The organism is Pseudomonas sp. CDFA 610, assembly GCF_021147865.1.
Classification (GTDB): Bacteria; Pseudomonadota; Gammaproteobacteria; order Pseudomonadales; family Pseudomonadaceae; genus Aquipseudomonas; species Aquipseudomonas alliivorans.
Genome location: NZ_JAGTPM010000002.1, coordinates 517,787 through 543,053 on the forward strand (window position 1 = coordinate 517,787; position 25,267 = coordinate 543,053).

Consider the following 25,267-nt stretch of genomic DNA (forward strand, 5'->3'; position numbering starts at 1 on the left):
GATGCAATCTACCCCCAGCTTATTGATCGTGGATGACGACATTTCTGCCATCCGGGTACTGAGCAAAACCTTGCAAGGGCTTGGTCAGATACGCTTTGCCACCGGAGGTGCTCAGGCCCTGAAGATGATTCAGGAAGTACGCCCGGACCTGATCCTGCTTGATGCAGAAATGCCGGGAATGAGCGGATTTGAAGTTTGCGAAATCATTAAGGACGATCAACTCCTTAGAGACATTCCCGTTATATTCATCACAAGCCATACTGAAACCCGAATAGAAGAAGCCGGGCTGGCGCTGGGGGCGGTCGACTTCATCGGGAAGCCTATTCAACCGTCAATCGTGACAGCCCGCGTAAAAACACATCTACGTCTGAAAATGGCCATTGATCAGCTCAATCTGTTGGCACAGACGGATGGCCTTACCGGATTGGCCAATCGTCGTTTTCTTGACCAGAACATTGAGCGCGAATGGCTGCGTGTCCGGCGCACTCAAAGTGCGTTTTCACTGTTACTGCTGGATATCGACTTTTTCAAGCGTTACAACGATGCCTACGGCCATTTGAAAGGCGACGAATGTCTGATTGCCGTCGCTCACGCTCTGAAGGATTGTGTAAATCGATCCACGGACTTGGTGGCCCGCTATGGAGGTGAGGAGTTTGCGATTCTCTTGCCCGACACAGGAGCAGAAGGCGCATGCAGGTTGGCGGATGAAATTGTCACTCATATCTTCAGCCTGGGCTGGCCTCACGAGACCAGTGAATGTGGACGTTTGACCGTTTCTATCGGGGTGGCCAGTCTTGAAGCTGGCACAGACACTGTCATAAACAGTGCAAAGACTGTCGCCACTCCGTCCGACTTGATGGTGGTGGCATTACTGGCAGAAGCTGATCGCGCCCTCTACAAAGCCAAACATGACGGTAGAAATTGCAGCAGGCTGGTACCAATAACGCTCAAGGATTGAGGTGATCAAGACGACAAAGCAAGAGGCTGCGGGCTCGATCAAACAAAACCAGTGGACTTGCCCCTGCAAAACCGGACACTAATACCCAGCCCCCACAATCGCAACAGGCTAAGTCGCGCCATGCGAGCGGCTGGACTGATAGGTATGACTCAGCAGACTACGATGGCATTCACCTCCAGCAGATGTTTGCGGAACCGGCCTGCATAATCCTCGGCGACAGCCACCTTAACGCTCGCGCGGTTGGCCAGCGCATGCCGCCACTCGGCAATATGGCCAAGTCCATCAAACAATGGATGACCTGGTTTGAGTCCCAGTATGTCGAAGTAGCCCATTAAAGCGAACGCCCACCATCAACAATAATTTCCGTTCCGACAGTCCAACAGGACTCGTCCGATGCCAGATACAGAACCGCCTTGGCGACTTCTTCAGGCGTACCGAAACGGCCAAAGGGTATCGTCGCAGCGATATCTTTGTTCACCTGCTCGCGATAGGCATCGGGGATGCCCAGCTTGTCGTACAACGGAGTATCGATCGGGCCAGGGCTGACCGCGTTTACACGAATACCCCGCGGGAGAAGCTCGCTGGAGAGCGTTTTCGACATATTCAGAAACGCCGCCTTCGTTGCCGCATAAACGGATGAACGCGCGTCGCCCAGATGCGCACTTACCGAGGTATTAAGAACCACCGATGCCGGATTGGAGAAGACCGGCAGCAATGCTTGCAGGAGGAAGTAAGGGCCTTTGACGTTGATGTTGAAGGAGTGATCAAACATCTCCTCGTTCCAGTCTTCGATTGGCATCCAGACGGATACGCCGGCATTGAGGAAGGCAACGTCGAGCTGCCCGTAATGAGACTGGACAGCCTGCGCCAGCTCCTTCTGGGCTGCGACACTAGCTGAGTCGGCTCGCAGCACTAGGACTTCGCGACCTAAAATGGCTTGAGCATTTGCCATGGACTCAGGACTGACACCTGTGACGATCACGCGTGCGCCTTCGGCGAGAAATTGCCTGGCGGTCTCCAGACCGATGCCGCTGGTGCCGCCAGTGATGAGGGTACGCTTGCCTTGTAAACGGGACATGTCAATTTACTCTCGTTTGGGACAGTCAGCCGGACGACTGACCTTCTGAGAGCAACTATATGTTCATGCCATTGCGCTGATAAGATGGGGCTAATAGCATAGGACTCATGCAAAATCTGCATGAAAAGAGGCGTGATGGACCGGTTATTACTGATGAGCTGCTTTGTGCGCACTGTCGAGACAGGTAGTTTTTCCGCTGCGGGACGTGATCTGGGATTAGGGCAACCGAACGTCAGTCGTTACGTCGCTGCACTTGAAGACCATTTGCAGACCAGGCTGCTACACCGGACCACTCGAAAGCTGACGCTCACGCCCGAGGGTGAACGGTACTACGCAGATGCGCGGCGTATTCTGGATTCAGTGGAACAGTCAGAGTCCTCACTGAGAGGGAACGTCACGCCGTCTGGGTTACTGCGCGTCGCTTGCCCGACCGCATTGGCTCACACCTTCATCGTACCGCACGTCGCGAGCTTTCTAGGGCGCTATCCCGAATTGTCGCTCGATCTTCAAATCAATGATCGCTACGTCAATCTGGTCGACGAGGGTGCAGAGCTCGCGATTCGCATCGGGCATCTGGAGGACAGCGCAATGCGAGCCCGGCCACTGGCGTGGTTCGAGCGTGTGTGCGTTGCCAGCCGTGCGTACCTGGAGAAACGCGGCTCTCCCTCTTCGCCTGATGACCTGAAGGACCACGACTGCCTTATTTACACCCTGCTCTCTACCGGAACCAATTGGCGGTTTAAAGATAGTGAAGTTCCGATCTCCGGACGACTGCGTGTCAACTCGCCTGAAGCGATACGGGAGTACGTCAATGCAGGATTGGGAATCGCGCAGGGGCCTCGATGGCTTTATGAGGAAGGGTTGAAAAGTGGCAATCTTCAGTTGTTGCTTAACGACTACGTGGCACCACCTGTCCCGATCCAAGTCGTCTACCTGGCAAATCGGCTGTTGCCCCAGCGAGCCATCGTTTTCATGGATTTTATGGCAGATGTTCTTGCAAAGAGCTCTGCATTCGATGAGCGCCCGAAGTAGCCTTCTATTCCATGGCCAAGGGCGAACGGAGAACCAGCAGCAGGCTGCTGACCATTCCCGGCTCCGACCTGACAATCTGCAAGGCAAAAAAAAATCTGGAAATCCGCATTTTCATGGGCCTTCCAGATTTTCGAAATGGTGGGTCGTGTGGGATTCGAACCTACGACCAATTGGTTAAAAGCCAACTGCTCTACCAACTGAGCTAACGACCCTCTGTTGTGTGGCGCGTATATTACTGATTTTTATGAGTAATTCAACACCTATTTTAAAAAAACTTAAAAATAACGCGTCGGGTCTGCTACGCCCGCTGCGGCGAAGCCTTCTGCACGCAGGCGGCAGCTGTCGCATTTGCCGCACGCGCGGCCCTGATCATCGGCCTGATAGCAAGAAACCGTCAGCGCGTAATCGACGCCCAGCGCAGTGCCTGCCTTGACGATGTCGGACTTGCTGAGGTTCTGCAGGGGTGCGCGGATGGTGAAGCCCTGCCCTTCCACACCGGCCTTGGTCGCCAGGTTCGCCATACGCTCGAAGGACTCAACGAATTCGGGGCGGCAATCCGGGTAGCCCGAGTAATCCACAGCGTTAACGCCGATGAATATGTCGCGCGCGCCCAGCACTTCTGCCCAGCCCAGCGCCAACGACAGGAAGACGGTGTTGCGGGCCGGCACATAAGTCACCGGAATGCCTTCAGAGGGTGCCTCAGGAACCGCAATAGAGCTGTCGGTCAGTGCCGAGCCGCCGATGCCATTGAGATTCAGGCCGATCACCTTGTGCTCGATCGCACCCAGGTCGCGAGCGACCTGCGCGGCTGCATCGAGCTCGGCGCGATGACGCTGACCGTAGTCGAAGCTCATGGTGTAGCACGCATAGCCTTCGGCTCGGGCCATCGCGACGACCGTTGCAGAGTCGAGGCCGCCAGACAGCAGGATTACGGCTCTTTTCTCAGTCATGTTCAATTCAGTCATCTCAGCGCCCCGGCTCGTCGTCCCAAAGAAATTTGTGCAGTTGCATCTGCAAGCGTACAGGCAGGTTGTCCGCCACGATCCAGTCGGCCAGATCACGGCCTTTCAGCTCATGATGGCTGGCGGAAAACAGAACCTCGCCGGCCCGGCGATCAAGCCCGTATTGAATGAGTCTGGAAACGGCCCAGTCGTAATCTTCCCGCGAACAGATCACGAATTTGACCTGATCGTTGGGCGTGAGCAGCTCCATGTTTTCGTAGCGGTTGCGCGTGACCTCTTTCGACCCGGGGGTCTTGAGATCGACGACGCGGCTGACACGGGGATCGACCGCCGAGATATCCAGCGCACCGCTGGTTTCCAGCGAAACCTCGTAGCCTTCGTCACACAGGCGCTTGAGCAAAGGGATCGCATTGGGCTGGGCCAGTGGCTCGCCACCGGTCACGCACACATAGCGAGGACGATAGGCCGCGACCTGCCCCATGATGTCGTCCAGCGTCTGGATGGTGCCGCCAGTGAAAGCGTAGGCGCTGTCACAGTACTGGCAGCGCAAGGGGCAGCCGGTCAGGCGTACAAATACGGTGGGCAGCCCAGCCGTTCGGGTTTCACCCTGCAACGAGTGAAATATTTCAGTGATGCGTAATGTGTCTTGCATATCAGCCACGGGCGTAACAGCTAAACAGGCCGTCCGCCTCCGTCAGGCACTTCAAGGAACCCTGCACTCGCAGAATCCAGAGAAGCGTAATGTGTGTACCGGAATTTCGGGTGCGAGATTCTAACGAAAAAAGCCGCGACGAGCGCGGCTTTCTTGATTTGCGAGTCAGGACATCAAAGCCGCTGAAGGTCTCGCTGTGCCAACTGGGCGGCAGAAGTACCCGGATATTGGGCAACAACCTGCTGCAGAATGCCTTTTACCTTGTCATTGTGACCCAGGCGGCGCTCAACATCGGCCAGTTTGTACAGCGAATCAGGAACCTTGGCGTGCTTGGGGTATTGCTGACTCACCTTGGCGAATGCCTGACCTGCGCCTTGAAGGTCACCCTTGGCCAGATTCACTTCACCCAGCCAGTATTGAGCGTTGCCCGCATACGAACTGTTGGGATACTTGCGCAGGAAAGCGGTGAAGGCCTGACTGGCCTTGTCGAAATCCTTTGCCTTTATCAGATCGAAGGCTGCTTCGTAATAAAGCTTTTCCTTCGCCGGATCAGGAGGCTCGGTGCCTGCTGCCGGTGCCTGAGCGGCTTGAGCCGACGGCGTCCCACTGGCGTCTACAGCGCCACCAGAAGGTTGGGAATTATTGGTAGCCGGAGCGGCAGCGCCACTGGCTATACGCTGATCGAGTTCCTGATAACGCTCCAGGGCTTCCTGCTTCATGCGCTGGATATCGTTCTGCTGAACCTCGACAAGCCCGCGCAAACGCGCGATCTCTTCCTGCATTTGCTGCAACTGCATGAACAGCTGACCTTGTGCCGAGGGAGGGGGTGTAACCCCTCCCCCGGCATAGGCGCCGGACGTGCCATAACCCGCTGGCGGATAACTGCTGCTGCCAGAGCCAGAATTGTTATCGACCACAGGAGCCGCACCCAACGCTGAAAGCGGAAGGGCGAGGGCCAAAACGGTTAGAGCACGTCGGCACGTTCGCATGTCAAATTACTTACGCAGTTCGACGCGACGGTTCTGAGCCCACGACTGCTCGTCGTTGCCAGTAGCAACTGGACGCTCTTCGCCGTAGGAAACCAGTTCCAGCTGAGCTGGGGAAACACCTTGCAGTACCAGGTAGCGCTGAACGGCTTTCGCACGACGCTCGCCCAGTGCCATGTTGTACTCACGAGTACCACGTTCGTCGGTGTTGCCTTCCAGAACAACGCGAGCGCCGTTGGATTTCAGGTCTTTAGCGTGCACGTCCAGGGAGCGCATGGCTTCTGGCTTCAGGTCCGAACTGTCGTATTCGAAGTAGAAGGTGGTGATTGCGCGCAGAGCAGCTTCTTCGCTCAGGGAACCGTCAACAGCACCAGTGTTGGCGCCGTAACCAGCGTTAGGGTCGACAGCGCCAGCACCGGCATTGTCGCCGCCTTTGGACGAGCAACCTACAGCTACAGCCATGGCCAGAGCCAGCGCAGCAAACTTACCAAACTTCAGCATTTCCATCTTGAAACTCCTAATGAACCCCAGTGTGTTAAGCAAATCGTGTAGCGCCGCGTCAGTTCAGGTAAGGGGACCAGGAAGGTTCTCTGACTTCGCCTTGAGCGGTAGGAAGCGGGAGCCTTACGCGTCCGTTAATGGACACGAGCATCAAGACTCCCCGGCCCTGCTGGCGGGTGGCGTAGATTACCATGGTGCCGTTGGGCGCAACAGTAGGCGACTCATCAAGGTTGCTATCTGTGAGGATTTTTACGCTTCCGCGGGCCAAATCCTGCACTGCGACCTTGAAATTAGTGAAGCCGTCCTGCCTGTGAATCATCACCAGCGTCTTTTCATCGGCTGACAATTTCGGATTGGCGTTGTAGTTACCCACGAACGTAACACGTTCGGCACCACCGCCGTTGATATTGGTTTTATAGATCTGCGGCTTTCCACCACGGTCCGACGTGAAGTAGATCGTCGAGCCATCCTTGCCGAAGAACGGTTCGGTGTCGATGGAAGAGTCGTTGGTCACGCGGCTCAACTGACGCGAAGCCAGGTTGATCACGTAGATTTCCGGGTTGCCGTCCTTGGACAGAACGAATGCCAGCCTGGTGCCATCCGGCGACCACGCAGGCGCGCCGTTCAGGCCTTCGAAGTTGGTGATCTGCTCGCGACGACCGGTGTCGATGTGCTGAACGAAGATGCGCGGACGCTTCTGTTCGAACGATACGTACGCAATGCGCTTGCCGTCCGGCGCGAAGCGCGGCGAAAGGATAGGCTCACGCGACTGCAGCAGCGTTACCGCACGCGCACCGTCGTAGTCCGAACGCTGCAGGGTGTAACGCGTATTGTTTTCCGAGAAACGCTCTGCCGTGACGTACAGCATGCGCGTCGAGAACGCACCCTTGATGCCGACGAGCTTCTCGAACGACTGGTCTGCAATGTAGTGCGCCATGTCGCGCAACTGGTCATTGGTGCCGGAAACGTTACCGGTCAGGACCTGTTGCTCGGTAGCGACGTTGAACAGCGCGTATTGAATCTGCAGACGACCGCCTGCAGGAACAATGTTGCCGACCATGACGTACTGGGCACCCAGTGCTTTCCAGTCACGGAAAATGACTTCGCTGGCCTGGGTCGGCAAGCTGATCATGTTCTGCTTCGGGATCGGCGAGTAATAGCCGGAGTTGCGCAGGTCATTGCCAATGATCTCCGCCATGTCTTCCGGCAGCACGTTGCCGCCCTGCCAGCCAAACGGTACGACAGCGATCGGTGTGGCACGGTCACTGCCGCTGGTGACCAGAATGTTCTTTTCTTCTGCGGCCGCCACTCCGGCTGCACAGCAGAGAACGAAAAGCAGTCCTCGAAAAAGGTTGATCACAAGGCTAGATCTCCAGGTGTGAATGTCATCTTGAATGAACGATAGGGAGCGAAGTCAGCGGGCTTCAGACCCTGCATTTCTGTCAAACGCCCAATGTTTTTCACCGCAGCAACCGCAGAACTGTCAAATGGCCCGTCCCCGCTGGACTTGGCAATCGACACAGAGGCGATTGTGCCGTCCGGCAACATGCCGATCTGCAACGTTACCGACATGTTGTTACGTGCCGATGGAGGACGACTCCAGCCTTCGGATGCACGCACGCGGATCAGATCGTCGAAACTGCCGGCGGTTTCGTCGCCACGTTCGTCTGCCAGAGCCTGTTGCCGTTCCGGTTTGTCGGACAGCAGATCGGCCAGTGCCTGCGCCTTCTTGTCTTCTGCAGATTTACGGGCAGCTTCCTGCGCCTTTTTAGCGGCGGAGTCCGCAGCGGCTTTCTTCTTCGCGTCCTCGGCAGCCTTCTTCTTGGCGTCTTCAGCGGCCTTTTTCTTGGCCTCGTCAGCAGCCTGCTTCTTGGCTTCCTCGGCAGCAGCCTTCTTGGCGTCTTCCTCGGCTTTCTTCTTCGCTTCGTCTTCGGCTTTTTTCTTGGCTATGTCGGCCAACTGCTTCTCTTCAGCCTTTTTGGCGTCGGCGACCTTCTTGGCCTCATCAGCTTTCTTGGCATCGTCGGCCTTTTTGGCCTCTTCCGCTTTCTGCTCGGCCTTCCTGGCTTCGTCCGCCGCCTTTTGTTCTTCCGCTTTTTGAGCTGACTCTTCTTTCTTTTGTTCCGCAGCTTTAACAGCTTCCTGCTTCAACTGCTCGATTTTCTTCTGTTCCAACTGCTCGACTTCAGTCTGTCGTGCAGCGGTCTTCTTCGCCTCGCCAGCAATTTTCTGGTTGGTCTGGGTCGTCGCCTGACTTTTGGACTTGAGCTGATAGAGCGTTGCCTGAACGATAGGCTTGGCTTCAGGCAGGTCGGGCGTCATCGCAAAGCTCACAAAGAGCATGCCGAAAATCAGGATGTGCAACGCCACAGCCCAGACACTGGGCCAGAAATAGCTTTCCGAGGCAGACGGCTCTCGAATCGGCTGCATCAGGGGGCCTCGGTAATCAAGCCAACATTCCCTACCCCGGCTTTCTGCAACCCACCCATCGTGCCCATGACCGAACCGTAATCAACGGTCTTGTCACCACGGATGAACACCTGCGTCTGCTTGCCGGCATCACGCCCGGCAGCGACGATCTTGGTGACGGCGGCAGTCAGCTGCGGCAAGGTCATTGCCTTGTCCATCTGCTTGTCTGTGTCGACTTCGCTGCCAAGGTTCCAGTAGTAGGTCTTGTCAGCCTTGATCGAAATGGTCAGGACCTGATTGTTGTTGTCCTGCGGCAAAGCCTCGCTGGAGACCTTGGGCAAGTCGACCTTCACGCCCTGGTTGATCATGGGAGCCGTCACCATGAAAATCACGAGCAACACCAGCATCACGTCGATGTAGGGCACTACGTTCATTTCGGCGACCGGCTTGCGTTTTCTGCGTCGATCTCGAGCGATTAAAGCCATGGGGAATTACCTGCTCACTCTTCGCTGGTGTGCACTTTACGGTGCAGGATGGCCTGGAACTCTTCAGCGAACGTGTAGTAACGGCTGATCAGAGTCTCGCTGCGCGCGGAGAAACGGTTGTAGGCAATAACGGCCGGGATTGCCGCGAACAGGCCGATGGCTGTTGCGATAAGGGCTTCTGCGATACCTGGCGCCACAGTGGCGAGCGTCGCCTGCTGAGCGGTTGCCAGACCACGGAAGGAGTTCATGATCCCCCAGACGGTACCGAACAGACCGACGTACGGGCTGGTCGAACCTACGGTTGCCAGAAACGACAGGCCGGACTCCAGTTTTTCTTCCTCGCGGGAAATGGCAACGCGCATGGCACGGGCCACACCTTCCATCACCGCGTCAGGATCAACGCCGGACTGCTGACGCAGGCGGGAGAACTCCTTGAAGCCTGCACGGAAGATCTGCTCGACGCCCGAGTCGGGATCAGGGTTGCTGCCTGCCTGACGGTACAGCTTGGACAAATCGATACCGGACCAGAAACGCTCTTCAAAGCTGTCCAGTGCGCGCCGACCTGCACGCAGCATGTTGCTGCGCTGAAAAATCACGATCCATGAAGTGACCGAGGCGGCCACCAGAATCAGCATTACCAACTGAACAACAATGCTGGCATTGCTGACCAAACTCCACATGGAGGAATGGTCGACGACGTTAGCTTCCACGCTTTATCTCCTGCTCTGAATGTGTGCCCGCGCCGCTCTGATCGGCAAAGGCCGCTCGCAGAGCTTCGGGAATGGCCCGGGGTTTCAAACTATCGGCGCTTACACACGCCACCAAGAACTGCCCCTCGCAGAGCAGCGTTGCATCCGACGCCCGCCTGACTTGCTGTTGAAAGCGCAGGCTGACACGGTTCAATTCGGTTACTTGTGCACTGACGAGCAATTCGTCATCCAGCCGCGCAGGCTTGTGATAACGCGCTTCGCTGGAGTGCACGACAAACAGCAGATTGTCCTGCGCCATTGCGGACTGAGCGAAACCAAGATCGCGCAGCCGCTCGGTACGAGCCCGTTCCATGAATTTCAGATAATTGACGTAGTAGACGATGCCGCCAGCATCGGTGTCCTCGTAATAAACGCGACAGCGATGTGCGAACGACTGAACCCCGTTTTGCGCGCGCATACTCTAGTGCTTACTCCTCACGTTGCCAATCGGGTCAGGCAACTGTTTTTCAACGACTTGCCGCTCGCCACCTGTAACGTCCACGAGACTGGCAATGTGACACACAGACGGCGATTAAATTGCATGACGTCACATTTAATCAGCCGGATCATCCACAAACTCCTCGGCGGTCGGCAGCTCTCCCATCCTGGAAGGGATGTTCAGCCCGAAGTGCAGATAGGCATGACGGGTCACGACCCGACCGCGTGGTGTGCGCATCATATAGCCTTGCTGGATCAAATAGGGTTCCAGTACGTCCTCAATCGTATGGCGCTCTTCACTGATGGCAGCCGCGAGACTGTCGACACCCACCGGACCACCATCGAATTTCTCGATCATGGTCAACAGCAGGCGTCTATCCTGATGATCGAAACCATGCTCGTCGACGTCAAGAAGGTTCAAGGCCTTGTCTGCGGTCTGCCGGGTAATCTGCCCGTTGCCGCGCACTTCGGCGAAGTCACGCACACGACGCAGCAGACGGTTGGCGATACGCGGGGTGCCTCGCGCACGGCGTGCAATTTCGAACGCGCCTTCCGGCTCGATGACCAGCCCGAGAATGCCGGCTGACCGGGTCACGATCGTCGACAGATCGGCGATGCTGTAGAACTCCAGGCGCTGGACGATTCCGAAACGGTCACGCAACGGATTGGTCAGCATGCCCGCACGGGTGGTCGCGCCGACCAGCGTGAACGGCGGCAGATCGAGTTTGATGGACCGTGCGGCAGGCCCCTCCCCGATCATGATGTCCAGCTGAAAGTCTTCCATCGCCGGGTACAGGACTTCTTCCACAATGGGCGACAGCCTGTGAATCTCATCGATGAAGAGCACGTCGTTGGGTTCAAGATTGGTCAGAATCGCGGCCAGATCACCGGGCCGTTCGAGTACCGGCCCGGACGTGCTCTTGATCGAGACCGACATTTCCTGGGCGATGATATTGGCCAGCGTGGTCTTGCCCAGACCTGGAGGCCCGAAGATCAGCGTGTGATCCAGAGATTCATTACGGCCTCGCGCAGCCTGGATAAACAACTCCATCTGCTCGCGAACCGTAGGCTGGCCAATGTAGTCGGCCAGACTCAGCGGGCGAATCGCACGGTCCAGCTGTTCGTCGCGATCACGGCCGCCGGTAGCGGTTATCAAACGGTCAGCATCTATCACTTATCCCATCCCCTTCAATGCACGCCGGATGAGATCGGCACTGCTCAAATCTTTTTCCTTGATGGCGGAAACGGCCTTGCTCGCCTCTTGAGGCTTGTAGCCCAGCGAGATCAGCGCACTGACCGCATCGGACTCGGCCGACGCCACCGGCTCAGCCTGATTCGGACCACTGGAAACCAGCGTGAACGTCCCGGGCAGCGATTCCCAGGCCTTGAAGCGGTCCTTGAGTTCCACCAGCAGGCGCTCGGCAGTCTTCTTGCCGACACCGGGAATGCGGGTCAGCGCGGAGGTGTCCTGGGCCTGAACGCAGCGCACCAGTTCATCGACTTCAAGACCCGACATCAATGCCAGCGCCAGCTTGGGACCGACACCATTCAGACGGATCAGCTCTCGAAACAGTTCGCGCTCGCGCTTTTCGTAAAAGCCATACAGCAGGTGCGCGTCCTCACGAACCACGAGATGGGTATGCAGGGTCACGGGCTCACCGACGTGAGGTAGCCGGTAGAGCGTAGTCATCGGCACCTCCAGCTCGTAACCGACGCCATTGACGTCCAGCACCAGATGCGGAGGCTGTTTTTCGGCGAGAAAGCCGCGTAAACGTCCAATCACGTTTCAGATCCTTTCGTGTTGCCTGTCGCTTGCGCGAAAAAGTTGAGAACAATCATCACAGAGCCAGCAAGCCCTGCAAGTAAAAAAATGCGTGCGAATGATGCAGTCACAGACGCAACCTGCCGCCCCGGCTGCGGGCAGTGCTCAAGCCGTGGGGGAGAAGACTGGAACGTGTGTGCGCATGGCACAACGCAATGGCCAGAGCATCGGAGGCATCGATCTGTGGTTTCTGAGTCAGTTTGAGCAGATGCATGACCATCATCATCACCTGCTCTTTATTGGCTCCGCCGGTACCCGCTACAGCCTGCTTGACCTGGGTCGCCGTATATTCGGCAATCTCGAGTTCTTCCTCGGCCCCCGCCACGATGGCGGCGCCTCTGGCCTGGCCGAGCTTGAGCGCGGAGTCGGCGTTTTTCGCCATGAAGACTTTTTCGATGCCCATGGTCACCGGTCCGTACGTCTTGATCACCTCGCGAACACCGCGATAGACGATCTGCAGCCGTTCGTGCAGCTCACCACTGCCAGTGCGAATACACCCCGATGCCACGTAGACACAGCCACGGCCGGTATCACGCACCACGCCATAGCCAGTGATTCGCGAACCGGGGTCGATACCAAGAATAAGAGTCATAACGCCTGCAGCTAGAGAAGGTGACGCAACACAATGAGCGCAGCATAAAGGCAGAAGCCGGAGGCCGATAGCCGCATGTCACTCACGGCTTCGTTCCTCCGGCTTCTATTACAGCGTAGTTAATGGCAATCAGCCTAGCTGTTCCATAACCTCGTCCGGGATTTCCGCGTTGGAATAGACGTTCTGCACGTCATCCAGGTCTTCAAGCATGTCGATCAGCTTGAGTACCTTTTCGGCGGTTTCCAGATCAAGCACGGCACTGGTGGTCGGCAACATGACGATTTCCGCGTCGGATGCCTTGAAACCGGCGGCTTCCAGCGCGTTACGCACTGCGTAGAATCCGGAAAAGGACGTGAAGACATCAATGGAACCGTCTTCATTGGTCACGACGTCGTCGGCATCTGCCTCCATTGCCGCTTCGATCAAGGCATCCTCATCGACACCGGCCGCGAAGGAAATCTGTCCCTTGCGATCGAACAGATAGGCGACGGAGCCGTCGGTGCCCAGATTGCCACCGCACTTGGTAAACGCATGACGCACGGCAGCTGCCGTCCGGTTGCGGTTGTCAGTCATGGTCTCGACCATGATCGCCACGCCACCGGGGCCGTAGCCTTCGTAACCCAGCTCTTCGACATCATCACCATCGGACGCGCCAACGCCACGCGCCACAGCACGATCAATGGTGTCACGGGTCATGTTCGCACTGAGCGCCTTGTCCAGCGCCAGACGCAGACGTGGGTTGGAGCCTGGATCGCCTCCACCCTGACGGGCGGCAACGGTCAGTTCACGAATCCACTTGGTGAAGATCTTGCCTTTTTTGGCATCCTGACGCTCTTTGCGGTGCTTGATGTTCGCCCACTTAGAATGACCTGCCATCTCTCGCTCCAGATTCTTTTCGAAACACCTTCACTTTTCGCCCATGCATCAGGCAAAAAGCTTCACTCGATTCGGGCAATGCAGGGCGTATCCAGGATACGCCCTGCCCGGCATCACTCGGCCTTTGGCTGTTCGCGCAGGCGAATGTGCAGTTCACGCAGGGCCTTGGCATCAACGACACCCGGTGCCTGGGTCATGACGTCCGCAGCGCTCTGGGTTTTCGGGAAGGCAATGACTTCACGAATCGACTGAGCGCCAGTCATCAGCATGACCAGACGGTCCAGACCGAACGCCAGACCACCGTGCGGTGGCGCTCCGTATTTCAAAGCGTCCAGCAGGAAGCCGAACTTCTCTTGCTGCTCGTCTTCGGCGATGCCCAGCAGACGGAATACCGCCTGTTGCATTTCCTTGCGATGGATACGGATCGAACCGCCACCCAGCTCGGTGCCGTTCAGAACCATGTCATAGGCACGGGACAACGCCGTGGCCGGGTTCGCTTCCAGCTCTTCAGGTGTGCACTTGGGTGCAGTGAAGGGGTGGTGCAGCGCGGTGAAGCTGCCGTCGTCGTTCTCTTCGAACATAGGGAAGTCGACGACCCACATCGGAGCCCACTCGCAGGTGTGCAGCTTCAGATCGTTACCGACCTTGATCCGCAGTGCACCCAGCGCTTCGCTGACGATCTTGGCCTTGTCGGCACCGAAGAACACGATATCGCCATCTACCGCACCCACACGATCAAGGATCACGTTGAGGTTGGCTTCAGGGATGTTCTTGACAATAGGCGACTGCAGCCCGTCCACGCCATTGGCGCGTTCGTTGACCTTGATGTACGCCAGGCCCTTGGCACCGTAGATGCCGACGAACTTGGTGTAGTCGTCGATCTGCTTGCGCGGCATGCTCGCCCCGCCCGGAACACGAAGCGCAGCGATGCGGCACTTCGGATCGTTTGCAGGGCCGCTGAATACCTTGAACTCGACTTCCTTGAGCTGATCGGCAACGTCGACCAGTTCCAGTGGGTTACGCAGGTCCGGCTTGTCGGAACCGTAGCGACGCATGGCTTCTTCGAAGGTCATGTGCGGGAATTCGCCGAATTCCAGATCAAGGACTTCCTTGAACAACTGACGGACCATCTTCTCGGTCAGACCGATGATGTCTTTTTCGTCGAGGAAACTGGTCTCGATGTCGATCTGGGTGAATTCCGGCTGGCGGTCGGCACGCAGGTCTTCATCGCGGAAGCACTTGGCAATCTGGTAGTAACGATCGAAGCCGGCGACCATCAGCAGTTGTTTGAACAACTGAGGCGATTGCGGCAACGCGAAGAAGCTGCCTGGGTGTGTGCGGCTCGGGACCAGATAGTCGCGAGCGCCTTCCGGCGTAGCGCGCGTCAGGATCGGCGTCTCGACATCGAGGAAGCCGTTGTCATCCAGATAGCGACGGATGCTGGTCGTGATGCGCGAACGAAGGCGCAGCTTTTCAGCCATTTCCGGACGACGCAGGTCGATGAAGCGATACCGCAAGCGGGTTTCTTCGCCGACATCGGAATATTCGTTAAGCGGGAACGGCGGCGTTTCCGACTCGTTCAGCACTTCCAGCTCATAGCCCAGCACTTCGATGGCACCCGAGGCCATGTTGGGGTTCACGGCACCGGCGGGACGCGCACGGACCTTGCCGACAACCTTGACCACATATTCGCTGCGAACACGGTCGGCAGCGGCGAAAGTGTCTGCACGATCAGGGTCGAACACCACTTGAGCCATGCCTTCACGGTCGCGGATATCGAGGAAGATAACGCCTCCATGGTCACGGCGACGGTGGACCCATCCGCAAAGGGTAATTTCCTGACCTTCCAGGCTCTCGTTCAGTTGGCCGCAATAATGGCTGCGCATCATGATGGTGGTTTCACTTCTCGTAATTCGAAAATTCGGTGGGGCTTTCGCTCCTGGCTTGCGCTCAATAGTGCAAGGCACCGGCACACAGTTCAAGCCAGCCCTCGCCCACGCAGAGTCATGCCTGTTAGCAAGGCGGAGGATTATATAGAGTTAATCGATGCCGTGCAGCCGAACGAACCTATCCCGTCAGGATAAGTTCGTGGCTGCCCCGTGCGCTGAAGCGGTTCGCTCGCGGCACCGGGAAGGCGCGGCCCCGCCAGAGGCGAGCCCGCAGAATGAGGGAGTCGAGCTAGGCCTGGTAGATGTCCAGACGATCGGTCTTAAGAAGATGCGCCACACAGACGACGCGAATCAGACCGCTGAAATTCTTCACACCGCCGTAGCGCAGATGAACCTCTCTATCAATGTAGGAAAGCACGGCGTTCACCGAGCAGTTATTGGAGTGTGCAATGCCGGACAATATGTTCCAGTACACATTTTCGAGACGCAGGCAGGTTGCCAGCCCATTGAGTCGAACCGACTTGGAATGGGGTTGTGCCAGCGTCATGTTGAAATCCTCGACGAAAGGATCGTCGCGTATTGTCGCATGACGACTTAAATCTTTGACCTCACGTTCGACACCTCGTGACATCATCTTGATCTCCTCTGAAAGTTAAGTTCGGAACAGGAAAAAGAAACATTTATAAACAAGTGAATACCTGACCTATAAAGCCTGATCCATAAACTTATATCCAGCGGCGATTGCACTTGCTCTTCGTAGGAGATGACTACAGGAGACTAAGGAATATCAAGATTTTCGACAGCGATCACTCAAAAACCGCCACGGAGGCAGTTGATAGTTATAGGGGTATCAAACAAAAAGACGAAATCAGCCAGACCGGGGGCTGGAGACCCACAGAAAAAGAAGGCAGCGCAGGTGGTGCTGACGAGCGGCACAGCGTGCCACTCGCCGATATCATTACTTCGACTCAAGCATCGAACGCAACATCCATGCAGTTTTTTCATGAACCTGCATGCGCTGTGTCAACAAGTCCGCGGTAGGCTCATCACTGACTTTATCCAGCAACGGAAAAATACTACGCGCCGTGCGGACAACAGCCTCTTGACCCTGAACCAGACTTTTGATCATATCTTCGGCACTTGGCACGCCCTCTTCTTCCTTGATGGTCGAAAGACGCGCATAGGTCGAATAAGTACCCGGCGCAGGAAAACCCAGTGCACGAATACGCTCGGCAATGGAGTCGACTGCCAGAGCCAGTTCATTATATTGCTCTTCAAACATCAGATGGAGCGTACGAAACATTGGCCCACTGACGTTCCAGTGAAAGTTGTGGGTCTTGAGATAAAGCACATAAGTATCCGAAAGCAGATGCGAAAGACCGTCAACGATCGATTTGCGATCTTCTTCACTGATACCAATATCGATTGCCATGTTTCATGCCCTTTTAGTGAGGATTGGAAAGCAGTAACCACCGCTACTCTATCAAGAGAATACGAGTCGCGCAGCTTCTGTCGACGCGCCGCCAACGGCCGACGCATCCGCGGAAGAAATACCGCAGACGTTAGCCAGGCCCTTTTTCTGACATCTGTGAGAATCAGGATCGAAAAACCCGACAGCAAGCCGTTGCAAGGCTCTGTCTCGGTGCTTTCAGGGCGGGCGATGGTGAGGGTTACGCTGCGGTTCATACGCCGTTTTTGACTGCGTAAACGACTGATTTGAGTAGCATCGGGCTTTGCTGTTAAATACACCGCGTGTCGCTGAAGCATTGTCATCCGGCTTGGCGCATAGGCTGGCCCATCGCTCGTGTATCACGCCTCCTCCTGTTCAGAAGCGTACCGGGCGTTACCCGCTATTTCTTGTAATCCTTCTTGACCTGTGAGCTTTTTAAAATGTTGAAAATTGTCCACCTGGTAACGGGAGCAGCAGCTCTGTTGCTTTCTTTCATCCCCAGTCTGCGTAGCGAAGCAGTCGCTCCCTACCTGCAACAGCCTGACGCGCTTTTTCTGGCTTTTCTGGGGCTACTCAACCTGATTCTCGCTCCGGTAATTCCCTACTGGAATCGAGGTACACGTCACACGCTGCAAAATCTGGTCAGTGCATTGCTCGTTCTTGCCGTTGTGCTGCAAATCCTCACGTTGCTTGTTCCACTGCAATACATAGCAGGCCAGCCAGCGATCATTGCCGGTTTGGTAACGGCTATCGTCGCCGTCGCCCTGCACCTTGGGGTGAGCTTCTATAGATCCTCCCCTTCGCCCGCACCGCAGAACCATGACATGGGCAACCGTGATACAGGCACTGTGAAGTGGTTCAACACCTCGAAAGGCTTCGGCTTTATCTCGCGTGACTCCGGCGACGATATTTTTGTGCATTTTCGCGCCATTCGCGGTGAGGGTCATCGCGTGCTGGTCGAAGGTCAGCGCGTAGAGTTCTCCGTGATGAATCGAGACAAGGGCCTGCAAGCTGAAGACGTCATCGCGGCGCTACCCCGCCGCTGATCACCCACGGTAATAAAAAACCGCGACCTCCATGGGAGGCCGCGGTTTTTTTATGCCTGTCAGTAATGAGGTGGCGGCGCATCTTCTTCGTAGGTTTCGAACTGATTGCCCAGCTCCTCCTGCCGTTTGAGCATGGCCGCCATCTGCAGTTGCAACTGGTCAAGCTCGCGTCGCTGCGCTACCAGTACGTCGTTCAATGCCTGAATAGTATCGTCCTGAAAGGTCAGACGGCTCTCAAGCTCCATGACTCGCTCATCAAGGTTCATGATTATTCCCCCTCAAATCGGAAATCAGCAGTCAATGCAGGCTTCAGCCTTTCACGAATGGCAGCAAACGCCTCATCCGTATAAGGAACGGCCGGGTGCTTGCCCCATACCGGCGCAGGCCAGGCAATGTCGTCGCGCTTACGTACGATGACGTGCACATGAAGCTGGCTGACGACATTGCCAAGCGCCGCAACATTGAGCTTATCAGCGCTGAACACATCCTTGAGCATCTGCGACAAAGTGGTGGTTTCCTGCCAGAGCTGCAGTTGATCCTGCGCGGAAAGCTCAAAAATCTCACTGATGTCGGCGCGACGTGGCACAAGAATGAACCACGGGTAGTTCGAATCATTGGATAGCAACAGCCGACACAAAGGAAAGTCGCCAAGGGACCGGGTGTCTTGCAGCAGACGTGAATCCAGAACGAACACGATAAAAGCTCCTGATTGCCAGATAAGTGGCTGGCCTGCCCTGTGGATAGCAGGATGCCTGAAGATTGCTGGGAGGATACGCGGGATCGGGCGACGCTTCATCCCGCCAGGCGCGGCATCGGGCGATGTACTGAATAACAGCTGACAACATCCCGTCTTCGTTCGCACCAGAATGCAGCCGAAACTTCTGAAACCGCACTGAATTGAACCGAGCGCGAGCGTCAGAAATCAGCGCCGGTTATCAGGAAATAAGTACTCGATCCGCTTTGATCACTCAAAAACCTGAGTCCGGGTCATGAAAATGAAACAGGGTCTCGATCAACATGAACCTCGAATGAGCACCGCTCCAGAGTCAGGCAGTCGCGTGGGGCAGTGCACCAAAACCACACACCGATGTTGCACGATCAACACTGAGGGTGCGTGATTTACACAAATACAGGTGTGAACAGGTAACAATTCCGGGCGCTGCCGCCATTTCGAGGTCTGAGACGCATCGTGTGTGAAAAATTTATTGTGGAAAATTTCACGCTAAAACAATCGGATACAGCGTAAAGTCGACGCTGATTCTGATTTTTCACAATTTTTTTTCATTCGACGGAATTTTGTGCACGCTTGTTGCTATATCACCCATATGGTCACTGTGCTTCTGGCGGAAAACAGAAGCGAAACTGACCAAGGGAAAACAGTTCGCGTTATGCAATGACGCTGTCGACCGGCAGGACCGGGCAGGCCCTTTCTCGAGGCCATTGTCTGGAACCGCCCAAAACGGTCAAGCAAAGCGCCAACAAGGATGACGCACCCAGCGACACCGCCGTAAAGATTCCGAAAGGATAGGGCTGCACCTATCGCAAGCATCGTCAGCGTGATGTAGTTTTTCCGCCGACATAAAAATAGAAAAGGCCGCCCAGATAAAAAACAGGTGGGACGGCTTGAGTACCTTCTAAAACCAAAGGAGCAATCACGATGAGAGTGATGAAGTGGAGCGCAATCGCACTGGCCGTTACCGCAGCCAGCGCCCAACTGGCAACAGCGGCACCGTTCGTCAGTGATCAGGCTGAAGCCAAGGGTTTTGTTGAAGGCAGCACGCTCGACCTGAAATTGCGCAATTATTATTACAACCGTGACAAGAAAGGCGGCTCTCAGGACGATCGTGACTGGACCCAGGGCCTATGGACCAACTTCAGCTCCGGCTACACTCAGGGCACCGTTGGCGTAGGGGTCGAGGCGTTCGGATACTTCGGTTTGAAGCTGTGGGGCCCTGACAAGTATTCGGGTTCAGGCAACCTGGCAACGTCAGCTGACGGCGCTGATCGGGACAACGAAGATACATTTGGCAAGATCGGTGGTGCGGTCAAGTTCCGCGTCTCCAAAACCGAGCTGAAAATCGGCGACATGCAACCCACAAGCCCTGTATTCGCTGTAGGCGGCTCTCGCCTTCTGCCACAGACCGCAAGCGGCCTGAGCCTGCAGAGCAGCGAGTTCAAAGGTCTCGATCTGGAAGCAGGTCACTTCTATTCAGGTACAGGTCAAGATACCACCAGCCACGAGGGAACGATCTGGGCAACCTACGCCAACGGATTTAACGGTTTGCCAGCCAAAAGTGCTGACTTCATGGGCGGCAAATACGCAGTAACCGATAGCCTTGGCGTGGCCTTCTATGCTTCCAGACTCGAAGACATCTGGAATCAATACTACGGTAACGTCAATTACGTACTGCCGCTCGGTGGAGATCAATCCCTGGCTTTCGATGTGAATCTTTACCGCACACTCGATGAAGGTAGCTCCGACGCAGGCTCGATCAACAACACTACTTACTCCGCATCTGCCGCCTATTCATTCCTTGCAGCGCATACGATTACCGTCGCTTTCCAGAAGGTTGACGGTGATACTCCGTTCGACTACATCGGTATTGGCAGCAAAAACCGTGGCGGCGACTCGATTTTCCTGGCCAACTCCGTTCAGTACTCCGACTTCAACGGTCCTGGCGAAAAATCCTGGCAAGTTCGTTACGACCTGAACATGAGTCCTTATGGCGTTCCCGGCCTGAGCTTCATGACTCGTTACCTCAACGGTGACAATATCGACGGTACCAAAGTTGATGCTTCCAGCCTGTATGCGAACATGTACGGCGCAAACGGTAAGCATCACGAGACCAACCTTGAAGCCAAATACGTCGTGCAAGGCGGTCCTGCAAAAGACCTGTCCTTCCGCATGCGTCAAGCATGGCACCGTGGCAACGATGCTCAGGCTGACGGCGACGTCAACGAGTTCCGCCTGATCGTCGACTACCCGATTTCGATCCTGTAATCACGGTTCTGCACTCGGCAATAGAAAGGCCCGGCTCATGCCGGGCTTTTTCTTACCCGCTCGAAAGCTCAGACGCACAACCCGACGGACCGCCCTGCCCTGTACGCCACCGGCACATCACCGTACAATCCCGAGTCATTTCCAGTCTCAGCAACCGACAACGGCCAACCATGCGCACCAGTCAATTTTTGCTCGCCACACAGAAAGAAACCCCTTCCGATGCGGTCGTGGTCAGCCATCAGCTGATGCTGCGCGCCGGTATGATCCGCAAGCTCGCCTCCGGCCTGTACACCTGGCTGCCGATGGGACTGCGCGTGCTGCGTAAGGTAGAAGCCATCGTTCGTGAGGAAATGGACGCTGCAGGCGCACTCGAAATCCTGATGCCGGGCATTCAACCCGCAGAACTGTGGCAGGAGTCCGGCCGCTGGGTGCAGTACGGCCCGGAACTGATGCGCCTGGTCGACCGCCACAACCGTGATTTCTGCCTGGGCCCGACCCACGAAGAAGTCATCACCGATCTGGCCCGCAACGAGCTGAACAGCTACAAGCAACTGCCGATCAACCTGTACCAGATCCAGACCAAATTCCGTGACGAGATCCGTCCACGCTTCGGCCTGATGCGCGGTCGCGAGTTCGTCATGAAGGACGCCTACTCGTTCCACGCCGATCATGCGTCGCTGCAGGAAACCTACGACCGCATGCATCAGGCTTACAGCAATATCTTTACCCGCCTGGGCCTGAAATTCCGTCCGGTCGAGGCGGATAACGGTTCGATCGGTGGCGCAGGCTCCCACGAGTTCCACGTATTGGCCGAGTCCGGCGAAGACGACATCGTGTTCAGCGATGGCTCCGACTACGCGGCCAACATTGAAAAAGCCGAAGCCGTGCCACGCGAAACATCGCGCCCCGCCCCGACTGAAGAGCTGCGTCTGGTCGACACGCCGAACACCAAGACCATCGCGCAACTGGTAGAAAGCTTCAATCTGCCGATCGAAAAGACCGTCAAGACGTTGGTGGTGCATGCCGCCGAAGAAGGCAAGCTGGTTTCGCTGATCATTCGTGGCGACCACGAACTCAACGAAATCAAGGCCGCCAAACTGGATCAGGTCGCAGACCCTCTGGTGATGGCGTCCGAAGCCGAACTGCGTGACGCCATCGGTGCAGGCGCAGGCTCACTGGGCCCGCTCAACCTGCCACTGCCTTGCATCATCGATCGCTCGGTCGCGCTGATGAGCGATTTCGGTGTCGGTGCCAATATCGATGACAAGCACTACTTCGGCGTCAACTGGGAGCGCGACCTGCCGGTTCCGGCCGTTGCCGATCTGCGCAACGTGGTTGCAGGTGATCCGAGCCCGGATGGCAAGGGCACGCTGGAAATCAAGCGTGGCATCGAAGTCGGCCATATCTTCCAGCTGGGCACCAAGTACAGCGAAGCCATGAAGTGCCAGGTCCTGGGCGAGAACGGCAAGCCGGTCAACCTGTCCATGGGTTGCTACGGCATTGGCGTATCCCGCGTAGTTGCCGCAGCCATCGAACAGAACAGCGACGAGAACGGCATTATCTGGAACGACACACTGGCGCCCTTCCAGATCGCCCTGATCCCGCTGCGCTACGAAACCGACGCCGTACGTGAAGCGACAGACAAGCTGTACGCCGAACTGAAAGCCGCCGGTTTTGAAGTGCTGCTCGATGACCGCGACAAGAAAACCAGCCCCGGCATCAAGTTCGCAGACATGGAACTGATCGGCATCCCGCATCGCATCGTGGTCAGTGATCGCGGTCTGGCCGAAGGGAATCTGGAATACAAGAGCCGTACCGAGTCGCAACCGCAAGCCATTGCAGTTGCTGACGTGCTGTCGTTCATCCAGGGCCGCGTGAAACGCTGAGTCAAAAGGCGCATCGACATCGGTCGGTGCGCCACTCATCACAGGCCCCATCCGCATCAAGAGATCCCATGCTCAAACGAAGCACCCTAAGCCTCGGCAGTGCCGTTCTCTGCGGCACTTTCCTCGTCGGTGGCTGTGCCAATCAGTTGTCGCAGCGCAGCGAACATGAGGAACGTGTCGAGCGAAAATTGCTTGAGCACACCTTGCAGGTCGACATCGGCGAACCCAAGACACTGGAGCTGCCTCAACGTCGTGTGCGCATCCACGAGCACAAGTCGTTTGAAGTAACCGACTTTGAAGTCACGCGTCATTACGACCGCTATACGCCCTATCAGCCCTGGCGGGAGATCTATGAAATTCCGTTGGGCGCAGTCGCGGTCGTGGCGGGTGTGGGCGCCAATGTGGTCAACGTCTTCGCACTGGGCAGTCTGCCGGAAAGCGTGACCAAGGACTGGATCAGCTACGGTGTCGCCGGAATGAACCCGTTCATGAACGCACCTTCCCACGGACGTGCTCAGCAAAACTTGGCAGGTATCGATGAGATCCAGAAGGACAAGCGCATCGAGAACTCCACACTGCCGTGGAACGAGCGCTCGGTCATGGTCAAGGCGGGTAACGAAACCCACGAGATGGCCACTGACCGCAACGGCGTACTGAGGCTCAACCTGCTGGACAGCCCCTTCGCAGAGCAGGACCTGAGCCGCGTCACTCGTCTTTACATCAATGTCGAAGACGAACAGGACAACGCACACGCCAATGCGAGCCTGCCAATCAGCCATTCACTGCGCGGAAAATTACTGGAAGCGCATGCGTTGATCTACGACGATCTGGAAGATGATGAAGTGAGCCAGTGGGTGCATCGGGTCAAGCGTCTGTCGGACCTTGGTCTCGAAGAAGAAGCCAGCGAACTGGAACAGAGCCTCATCGAACTGACTCGCAACGATCCACAACTGCAGAATGAGTTTCTGAAGTCCCTCGCCAAGGATGCAGGTCGTCTGGTTGCGGTTCCCGCAGAAACGCCGTGAGCATCAGGCTCCGCAATCCTGCGGAGCCGCCTGTTACCGCTTAAACAGCTCCAACTGCTCGTGCGCTGCACGCAAGTCGTGCAGGCGCACACCCACGCCCAGCAGCCGAACCGGCTTTCCTCCCCGAGCGAAGGCCTGCGCCAATAACTGTTCATAACTGCCCAGATCCCTGCCAGCTCCAGTCTGCTCCAGCGTGGTCTGAGTGAAGTCATGGAATTTCACTTTGACGAAGGGCTTGCCCGGACGGTACTGGCCTTCCATTCGTGCCATGCGATGAGTCAGTGTTTCCAGCAAGGCAGGCAGCTTTTCCAGGCAACTGGCCAGATCAGGCAGATCCTTCTCGTACGTATTCTCGACACTGACCGACTGACGCCGACTGTCATTCTGCACAGGCCGGTCATCGATGCCATGCGCAAGACTCCAGAGCCTCTCGCCAAAACTGCCGAACTCGCGCACCAGCGCCAGCTTGCTACGACTGCGCAGATCCGCGCAGTCGACAATCCCCAGACGACCCAGCTTGTCGGCAGTGACCTTGCCCACCCCGTGCAGCTTATTGACTGGCAGTGATGCGACAAAGTCTTCAACCTGATCCGGGGTAATGACAAACAGCCCATTCGGCTTTTTCCAGTCGCTGGCGATTTTGGCCAGAAACTTGTTGGGCGCAACACCCGCCGACACGGTGATGTGCAACTGATTGGAGACCCTTCGCCGAATATCCTGAGCGATGCGCGTTGCACTCCCGGAAAAATGGCTCGAATCGGAGACATCCAAAAACGCCTCATCCAGAGACAGTGGCTCGATCAGGTCGGTGTAATCACGAAATATCGTCTGGATTTCCTTCGACGCTTCTTTATAGGCATCCATGCGTGGCTTGACGATGGTCAGGTCCGGACAGAGCTTGAGGGCATGTCGAGAAGACATGGCAGAACGCACGCCATACGCACGCGCCTCGTAGTTACAGGTGGCGATAACACCTCGCCGCTCCGCCGAGCCTCCTACCGCCAGGGGCTTGGCTGCCAGACTCGGGTCGTCGCGCATTTCGATGGCTGCGTAAAAGCAGTCACAGTCGATGTGGATGATTTTGCGCTGCGTCATGACCTGATGAAGTTGATGTCCATGGCCACGCAGTATCTCACTGCTATCAACAGGTGACACGCTCGTCCTGAAAATGCGAGATGAAAAGGCAGCGTTTATGCGCTTTTTACGCGTGAACGCCTCCTGAAGCCCGACGGGCCGGGCGTCAAAGGTCCTTCACTCATCCGCTTCGCCTCACTAACCAATTGAAGGAAAAGCACTTTTCTCAAACTAATCATTGACACCCCGACAACTCTCTGTAGAATGCCGCCACACAGACGCGGGATGGAGCAGTCTGGTAGCTCGTCGGGCTCATAACCCGAAGGTCGTCGGTTCAAATCCGGCTCCCGCAACCA

Annotated in this window: 27 protein-coding genes and 2 tRNA genes; 7 read left to right on the plus strand and 22 right to left on the minus strand. The window is 56.4% G+C overall.

Annotated elements, in window-relative coordinates:
• Position 1 precedes the first annotated feature (1 nt).
• Positions 2–958 (plus strand): GGDEF domain-containing response regulator, encoded by a 957-nt coding sequence (locus KDX39_RS05335; protein ID WP_231659638.1) that lies wholly within the window; start codon positions 2–4, stop codon positions 956–958.
• Positions 959–1,107: 149 nt separating this feature from the next.
• Here KDX39_RS05335 and KDX39_RS05340 read toward each other — a convergent pair whose 3' ends face one another.
• Together KDX39_RS05340 and KDX39_RS05345 are read right to left on the minus strand one after the other, a co-directional pair.
• Positions 1,108–1,290 carry a hypothetical protein gene (locus KDX39_RS05340; RefSeq protein ID WP_231659639.1) on the minus strand — a complete coding sequence of 61 codons (183 nt, stop codon included), beginning with the start codon at positions 1,288–1,290 and terminating at the stop codon, positions 1,108–1,110.
• Complete coding sequence (locus tag KDX39_RS05345; protein ID WP_231659640.1) at positions 1,290–2,036, minus strand: SDR family oxidoreductase; 747 nt, start codon at positions 2,034–2,036, stop codon at positions 1,290–1,292. Before KDX39_RS05345 ends, KDX39_RS05340 begins: the two co-directional genes overlap by 1 nt.
• Positions 2,037–2,171: 135 nt before the next feature.
• Here KDX39_RS05345 and KDX39_RS05350 point away from each other — a divergent pair, with 135 nt between their 5' ends.
• Positions 2,172–3,068 carry a LysR family transcriptional regulator gene (locus KDX39_RS05350; RefSeq protein ID WP_231659641.1) on the plus strand — a complete coding sequence of 299 codons (897 nt, stop codon included), beginning with the start codon at positions 2,172–2,174 and terminating at the stop codon, positions 3,066–3,068.
• A gap of 136 nt (positions 3,069–3,204) precedes the next feature.
• On the opposite strand, the gene KDX39_RS05355 is transcribed toward KDX39_RS05350, so the two are convergent.
• The 17 genes from KDX39_RS05355 to KDX39_RS05435 all read right to left on the minus strand — a co-directional run bounded on the left by KDX39_RS05355 (position 3,205) and on the right by KDX39_RS05435 (position 16,861).
• A tRNA-Lys gene (locus KDX39_RS05355) sits at positions 3,205–3,280 on the minus strand.
• Positions 3,281–3,343: 63 nt separating this feature from the next.
• Entirely contained in the window at positions 3,344–4,018 is a 675-nt protein-coding gene (gene queC, locus KDX39_RS05360; protein ID WP_184319015.1) for a 7-cyano-7-deazaguanine synthase QueC, read from the minus strand.
• Between the two features lie 16 nt (positions 4,019–4,034).
• Positions 4,035–4,682: a 7-carboxy-7-deazaguanine synthase QueE gene (gene queE, locus KDX39_RS05365; RefSeq protein ID WP_231659642.1), complete on the minus strand. Its 648-nt coding sequence runs from the start codon at positions 4,680–4,682 to the stop codon at positions 4,035–4,037.
• Positions 4,683–4,855: 173 nt separating this feature from the next.
• Complete coding sequence (gene ybgF / locus KDX39_RS05370; RefSeq protein WP_054998489.1) at positions 4,856–5,671, minus strand: tol-pal system protein YbgF; 816 nt, start codon at positions 5,669–5,671, stop codon at positions 4,856–4,858.
• Between the two features lie 6 nt (positions 5,672–5,677).
• The gene (gene pal, locus KDX39_RS05375) at positions 5,678–6,175 is read right to left on the minus strand and encodes a peptidoglycan-associated lipoprotein Pal (RefSeq protein ID WP_025994450.1); all 498 of its coding nucleotides are present in this window, start codon (positions 6,173–6,175) and stop codon (positions 5,678–5,680) included.
• 52 nt (positions 6,176–6,227) lie between these two features.
• Positions 6,228–7,529, minus strand: a complete 1,302-nt coding sequence (gene tolB, locus KDX39_RS05380) for a Tol-Pal system beta propeller repeat protein TolB (RefSeq protein WP_099229785.1) — start codon at positions 7,527–7,529, stop codon at positions 6,228–6,230.
• Positions 7,526–8,599 (minus strand): cell envelope integrity protein TolA, encoded by a 1,074-nt coding sequence (gene tolA / locus KDX39_RS05385; RefSeq protein WP_099229783.1) that lies wholly within the window; start codon positions 8,597–8,599, stop codon positions 7,526–7,528. Before tolA ends, tolB begins: the two co-directional genes overlap by 4 nt.
• Positions 8,599–9,063, minus strand: a complete 465-nt coding sequence (gene tolR / locus KDX39_RS05390; RefSeq protein ID WP_002554654.1) for a protein TolR — start codon at positions 9,061–9,063, stop codon at positions 8,599–8,601. The genes tolA and tolR overlap by 1 nt, the downstream gene beginning before the upstream one ends.
• 14 nt (positions 9,064–9,077) lie before the next feature.
• Positions 9,078–9,773 (minus strand): protein TolQ, encoded by a 696-nt coding sequence (gene tolQ, locus KDX39_RS05395; protein ID WP_004879148.1) that lies wholly within the window; start codon positions 9,771–9,773, stop codon positions 9,078–9,080.
• Positions 9,763–10,230, minus strand: coding sequence for a tol-pal system-associated acyl-CoA thioesterase (ybgC, locus tag KDX39_RS05400; protein ID WP_004879146.1), 468 nt, complete (start codon positions 10,228–10,230; stop codon positions 9,763–9,765). The genes tolQ and ybgC overlap by 11 nt, the downstream gene beginning before the upstream one ends.
• 135 nt (positions 10,231–10,365) lie before the next feature.
• A complete protein-coding gene (gene ruvB / locus KDX39_RS05405; RefSeq protein ID WP_099229781.1) occupies positions 10,366–11,424 on the minus strand; it encodes a Holliday junction branch migration DNA helicase RuvB in 1,059 nt (352 codons plus the stop codon).
• On the minus strand, positions 11,425–12,033 hold the full coding sequence (gene ruvA / locus KDX39_RS05410; RefSeq protein WP_004879141.1) for a Holliday junction branch migration protein RuvA: 609 nt from the start codon (positions 12,031–12,033) through the stop codon (positions 11,425–11,427).
• Positions 12,034–12,139: 106 nt separating this feature from the next.
• Positions 12,140–12,664, minus strand: coding sequence for a crossover junction endodeoxyribonuclease RuvC (ruvC, locus tag KDX39_RS05415; RefSeq protein ID WP_004879140.1), 525 nt, complete (start codon positions 12,662–12,664; stop codon positions 12,140–12,142).
• A 129-nt stretch (positions 12,665–12,793) separates the two neighbouring features.
• Positions 12,794–13,540 carry a YebC/PmpR family DNA-binding transcriptional regulator gene (locus KDX39_RS05420; RefSeq protein WP_099229777.1) on the minus strand — a complete coding sequence of 249 codons (747 nt, stop codon included), beginning with the start codon at positions 13,538–13,540 and terminating at the stop codon, positions 12,794–12,796.
• Between the two features lie 113 nt (positions 13,541–13,653).
• Positions 13,654–15,429, minus strand: a complete 1,776-nt coding sequence (gene aspS / locus KDX39_RS05425; RefSeq protein WP_025994454.1) for an aspartate--tRNA ligase — start codon at positions 15,427–15,429, stop codon at positions 13,654–13,656.
• A gap of 289 nt (positions 15,430–15,718) precedes the next feature.
• Positions 15,719–16,063 carry a ribbon-helix-helix domain-containing protein gene (locus tag KDX39_RS05430; protein WP_180274416.1) on the minus strand — a complete coding sequence of 115 codons (345 nt, stop codon included), beginning with the start codon at positions 16,061–16,063 and terminating at the stop codon, positions 15,719–15,721.
• Positions 16,064–16,387: 324 nt separating this feature from the next.
• The gene (locus KDX39_RS05435; RefSeq protein WP_004879132.1) at positions 16,388–16,861 is read right to left on the minus strand and encodes a Dps family protein; all 474 of its coding nucleotides are present in this window, start codon (positions 16,859–16,861) and stop codon (positions 16,388–16,390) included.
• A 458-nt stretch (positions 16,862–17,319) separates the two neighbouring features.
• On the opposite strand from KDX39_RS05435, the gene KDX39_RS26345 reads away from it, so the two are divergent.
• Positions 17,320–17,925: a cold-shock protein gene (locus KDX39_RS26345; RefSeq protein ID WP_269439834.1), complete on the plus strand. Its 606-nt coding sequence runs from the start codon at positions 17,320–17,322 to the stop codon at positions 17,923–17,925.
• Positions 17,926–17,984: 59 nt separating this feature from the next.
• Here the strand turns inward: KDX39_RS26345 and KDX39_RS05445 are convergent, their stop codons facing one another.
• Together KDX39_RS05445 and KDX39_RS05450 are read right to left on the minus strand one after the other, a co-directional pair.
• Positions 17,985–18,191: a SlyX family protein gene (locus tag KDX39_RS05445; RefSeq protein ID WP_231659643.1), complete on the minus strand. Its 207-nt coding sequence runs from the start codon at positions 18,189–18,191 to the stop codon at positions 17,985–17,987.
• Between the two features lie 2 nt (positions 18,192–18,193).
• Positions 18,194–18,619, minus strand: coding sequence for an HIT domain-containing protein (locus tag KDX39_RS05450; protein ID WP_231659644.1), 426 nt, complete (start codon positions 18,617–18,619; stop codon positions 18,194–18,196).
• Between the two features lie 963 nt (positions 18,620–19,582).
• Here KDX39_RS05450 and KDX39_RS05455 point away from each other — a divergent pair.
• The 3 genes from KDX39_RS05455 (at position 19,583) to KDX39_RS05465 (ending at position 23,837) form a co-directional block, all read left to right on the plus strand.
• Positions 19,583–20,926 carry an OprD family porin gene (locus tag KDX39_RS05455; RefSeq protein ID WP_231659645.1) on the plus strand — a complete coding sequence of 448 codons (1,344 nt, stop codon included), beginning with the start codon at positions 19,583–19,585 and terminating at the stop codon, positions 20,924–20,926.
• 170 nt (positions 20,927–21,096) lie between these two features.
• A complete protein-coding gene (locus KDX39_RS05460; protein ID WP_231659646.1) occupies positions 21,097–22,812 on the plus strand; it encodes a proline--tRNA ligase in 1,716 nt (571 codons plus the stop codon).
• Between the two features lie 68 nt (positions 22,813–22,880).
• Positions 22,881–23,837, plus strand: a complete 957-nt coding sequence (locus tag KDX39_RS05465) for a hypothetical protein (protein ID WP_231659647.1) — start codon at positions 22,881–22,883, stop codon at positions 23,835–23,837.
• Positions 23,838–23,870: 33 nt separating this feature from the next.
• Here the strand turns inward: KDX39_RS05465 and dinB are convergent, their stop codons facing one another.
• Positions 23,871–24,932: a DNA polymerase IV gene (gene dinB, locus KDX39_RS05470; RefSeq protein ID WP_231659648.1), complete on the minus strand. Its 1,062-nt coding sequence runs from the start codon at positions 24,930–24,932 to the stop codon at positions 23,871–23,873.
• Between the two features lie 258 nt (positions 24,933–25,190).
• On the opposite strand from dinB, the gene KDX39_RS05475 reads away from it, so the two are divergent.
• Positions 25,191–25,267 (plus strand) — tRNA-Met (locus KDX39_RS05475).

What these genes read in the sequence shown, in the direction of transcription:
- KDX39_RS05335 (WP_231659638.1), top strand. Translation starts at nt 2, where the DNA reads ATGCAATCTACCCCCAGCTTATTGATCGTGGATGACGACATTTCTGCC.
- ybgC (WP_004879146.1), bottom strand. Translation starts at nt 10,230, where the DNA reads ATGCGCGCGCAAAACGGGGTTCAGTCGTTCGCACATCGCTGTCGCGTT.
- KDX39_RS05350 (WP_231659641.1), top strand. Translation starts at nt 2,172, where the DNA reads ATGGACCGGTTATTACTGATGAGCTGCTTTGTGCGCACTGTCGAGACA.
- pal (WP_025994450.1), bottom strand. Translation starts at nt 6,175, where the DNA reads ATGGAAATGCTGAAGTTTGGTAAGTTTGCTGCGCTGGCTCTGGCCATG.
- KDX39_RS05465 (WP_231659647.1), top strand. Translation starts at nt 22,881, where the DNA reads ATGCTCAAACGAAGCACCCTAAGCCTCGGCAGTGCCGTTCTCTGCGGC.
- KDX39_RS05340 (WP_231659639.1), bottom strand. Translation starts at nt 1,290, where the DNA reads ATGGGCTACTTCGACATACTGGGACTCAAACCAGGTCATCCATTGTTT.
- ybgF (WP_054998489.1), bottom strand. Translation starts at nt 5,671, where the DNA reads ATGCGAACGTGCCGACGTGCTCTAACCGTTTTGGCCCTCGCCCTTCCG.
- queE (WP_231659642.1), bottom strand. Translation starts at nt 4,682, where the DNA reads ATGCAAGACACATTACGCATCACTGAAATATTTCACTCGTTGCAGGGT.
- aspS (WP_025994454.1), bottom strand. Translation starts at nt 15,429, where the DNA reads ATGATGCGCAGCCATTATTGCGGCCAACTGAACGAGAGCCTGGAAGGT.
- queC (WP_184319015.1), bottom strand. Translation starts at nt 4,018, where the DNA reads ATGACTGAGAAAAGAGCCGTAATCCTGCTGTCTGGCGGCCTCGACTCT.
- KDX39_RS05460 (WP_231659646.1), top strand. Translation starts at nt 21,097, where the DNA reads ATGCGCACCAGTCAATTTTTGCTCGCCACACAGAAAGAAACCCCTTCC.
- KDX39_RS05455 (WP_231659645.1), top strand. Translation starts at nt 19,583, where the DNA reads ATGAGAGTGATGAAGTGGAGCGCAATCGCACTGGCCGTTACCGCAGCC.
- KDX39_RS05445 (WP_231659643.1), bottom strand. Translation starts at nt 18,191, where the DNA reads ATGAACCTTGATGAGCGAGTCATGGAGCTTGAGAGCCGTCTGACCTTT.
- tolR (WP_002554654.1), bottom strand. Translation starts at nt 9,063, where the DNA reads ATGGCTTTAATCGCTCGAGATCGACGCAGAAAACGCAAGCCGGTCGCC.
- KDX39_RS05345 (WP_231659640.1), bottom strand. Translation starts at nt 2,036, where the DNA reads ATGTCCCGTTTACAAGGCAAGCGTACCCTCATCACTGGCGGCACCAGC.
- dinB (WP_231659648.1), bottom strand. Translation starts at nt 24,932, where the DNA reads ATGACGCAGCGCAAAATCATCCACATCGACTGTGACTGCTTTTACGCA.
- tolA (WP_099229783.1), bottom strand. Translation starts at nt 8,599, where the DNA reads ATGCAGCCGATTCGAGAGCCGTCTGCCTCGGAAAGCTATTTCTGGCCC.
- KDX39_RS05420 (WP_099229777.1), bottom strand. Translation starts at nt 13,540, where the DNA reads ATGGCAGGTCATTCTAAGTGGGCGAACATCAAGCACCGCAAAGAGCGT.
- ruvC (WP_004879140.1), bottom strand. Translation starts at nt 12,664, where the DNA reads ATGACTCTTATTCTTGGTATCGACCCCGGTTCGCGAATCACTGGCTAT.
- KDX39_RS05435 (WP_004879132.1), bottom strand. Translation starts at nt 16,861, where the DNA reads ATGGCAATCGATATTGGTATCAGTGAAGAAGATCGCAAATCGATCGTT.
- KDX39_RS26345 (WP_269439834.1), top strand. Translation starts at nt 17,320, where the DNA reads ATGTTGAAAATTGTCCACCTGGTAACGGGAGCAGCAGCTCTGTTGCTT.
- KDX39_RS05430 (WP_180274416.1), bottom strand. Translation starts at nt 16,063, where the DNA reads ATGATGTCACGAGGTGTCGAACGTGAGGTCAAAGATTTAAGTCGTCAT.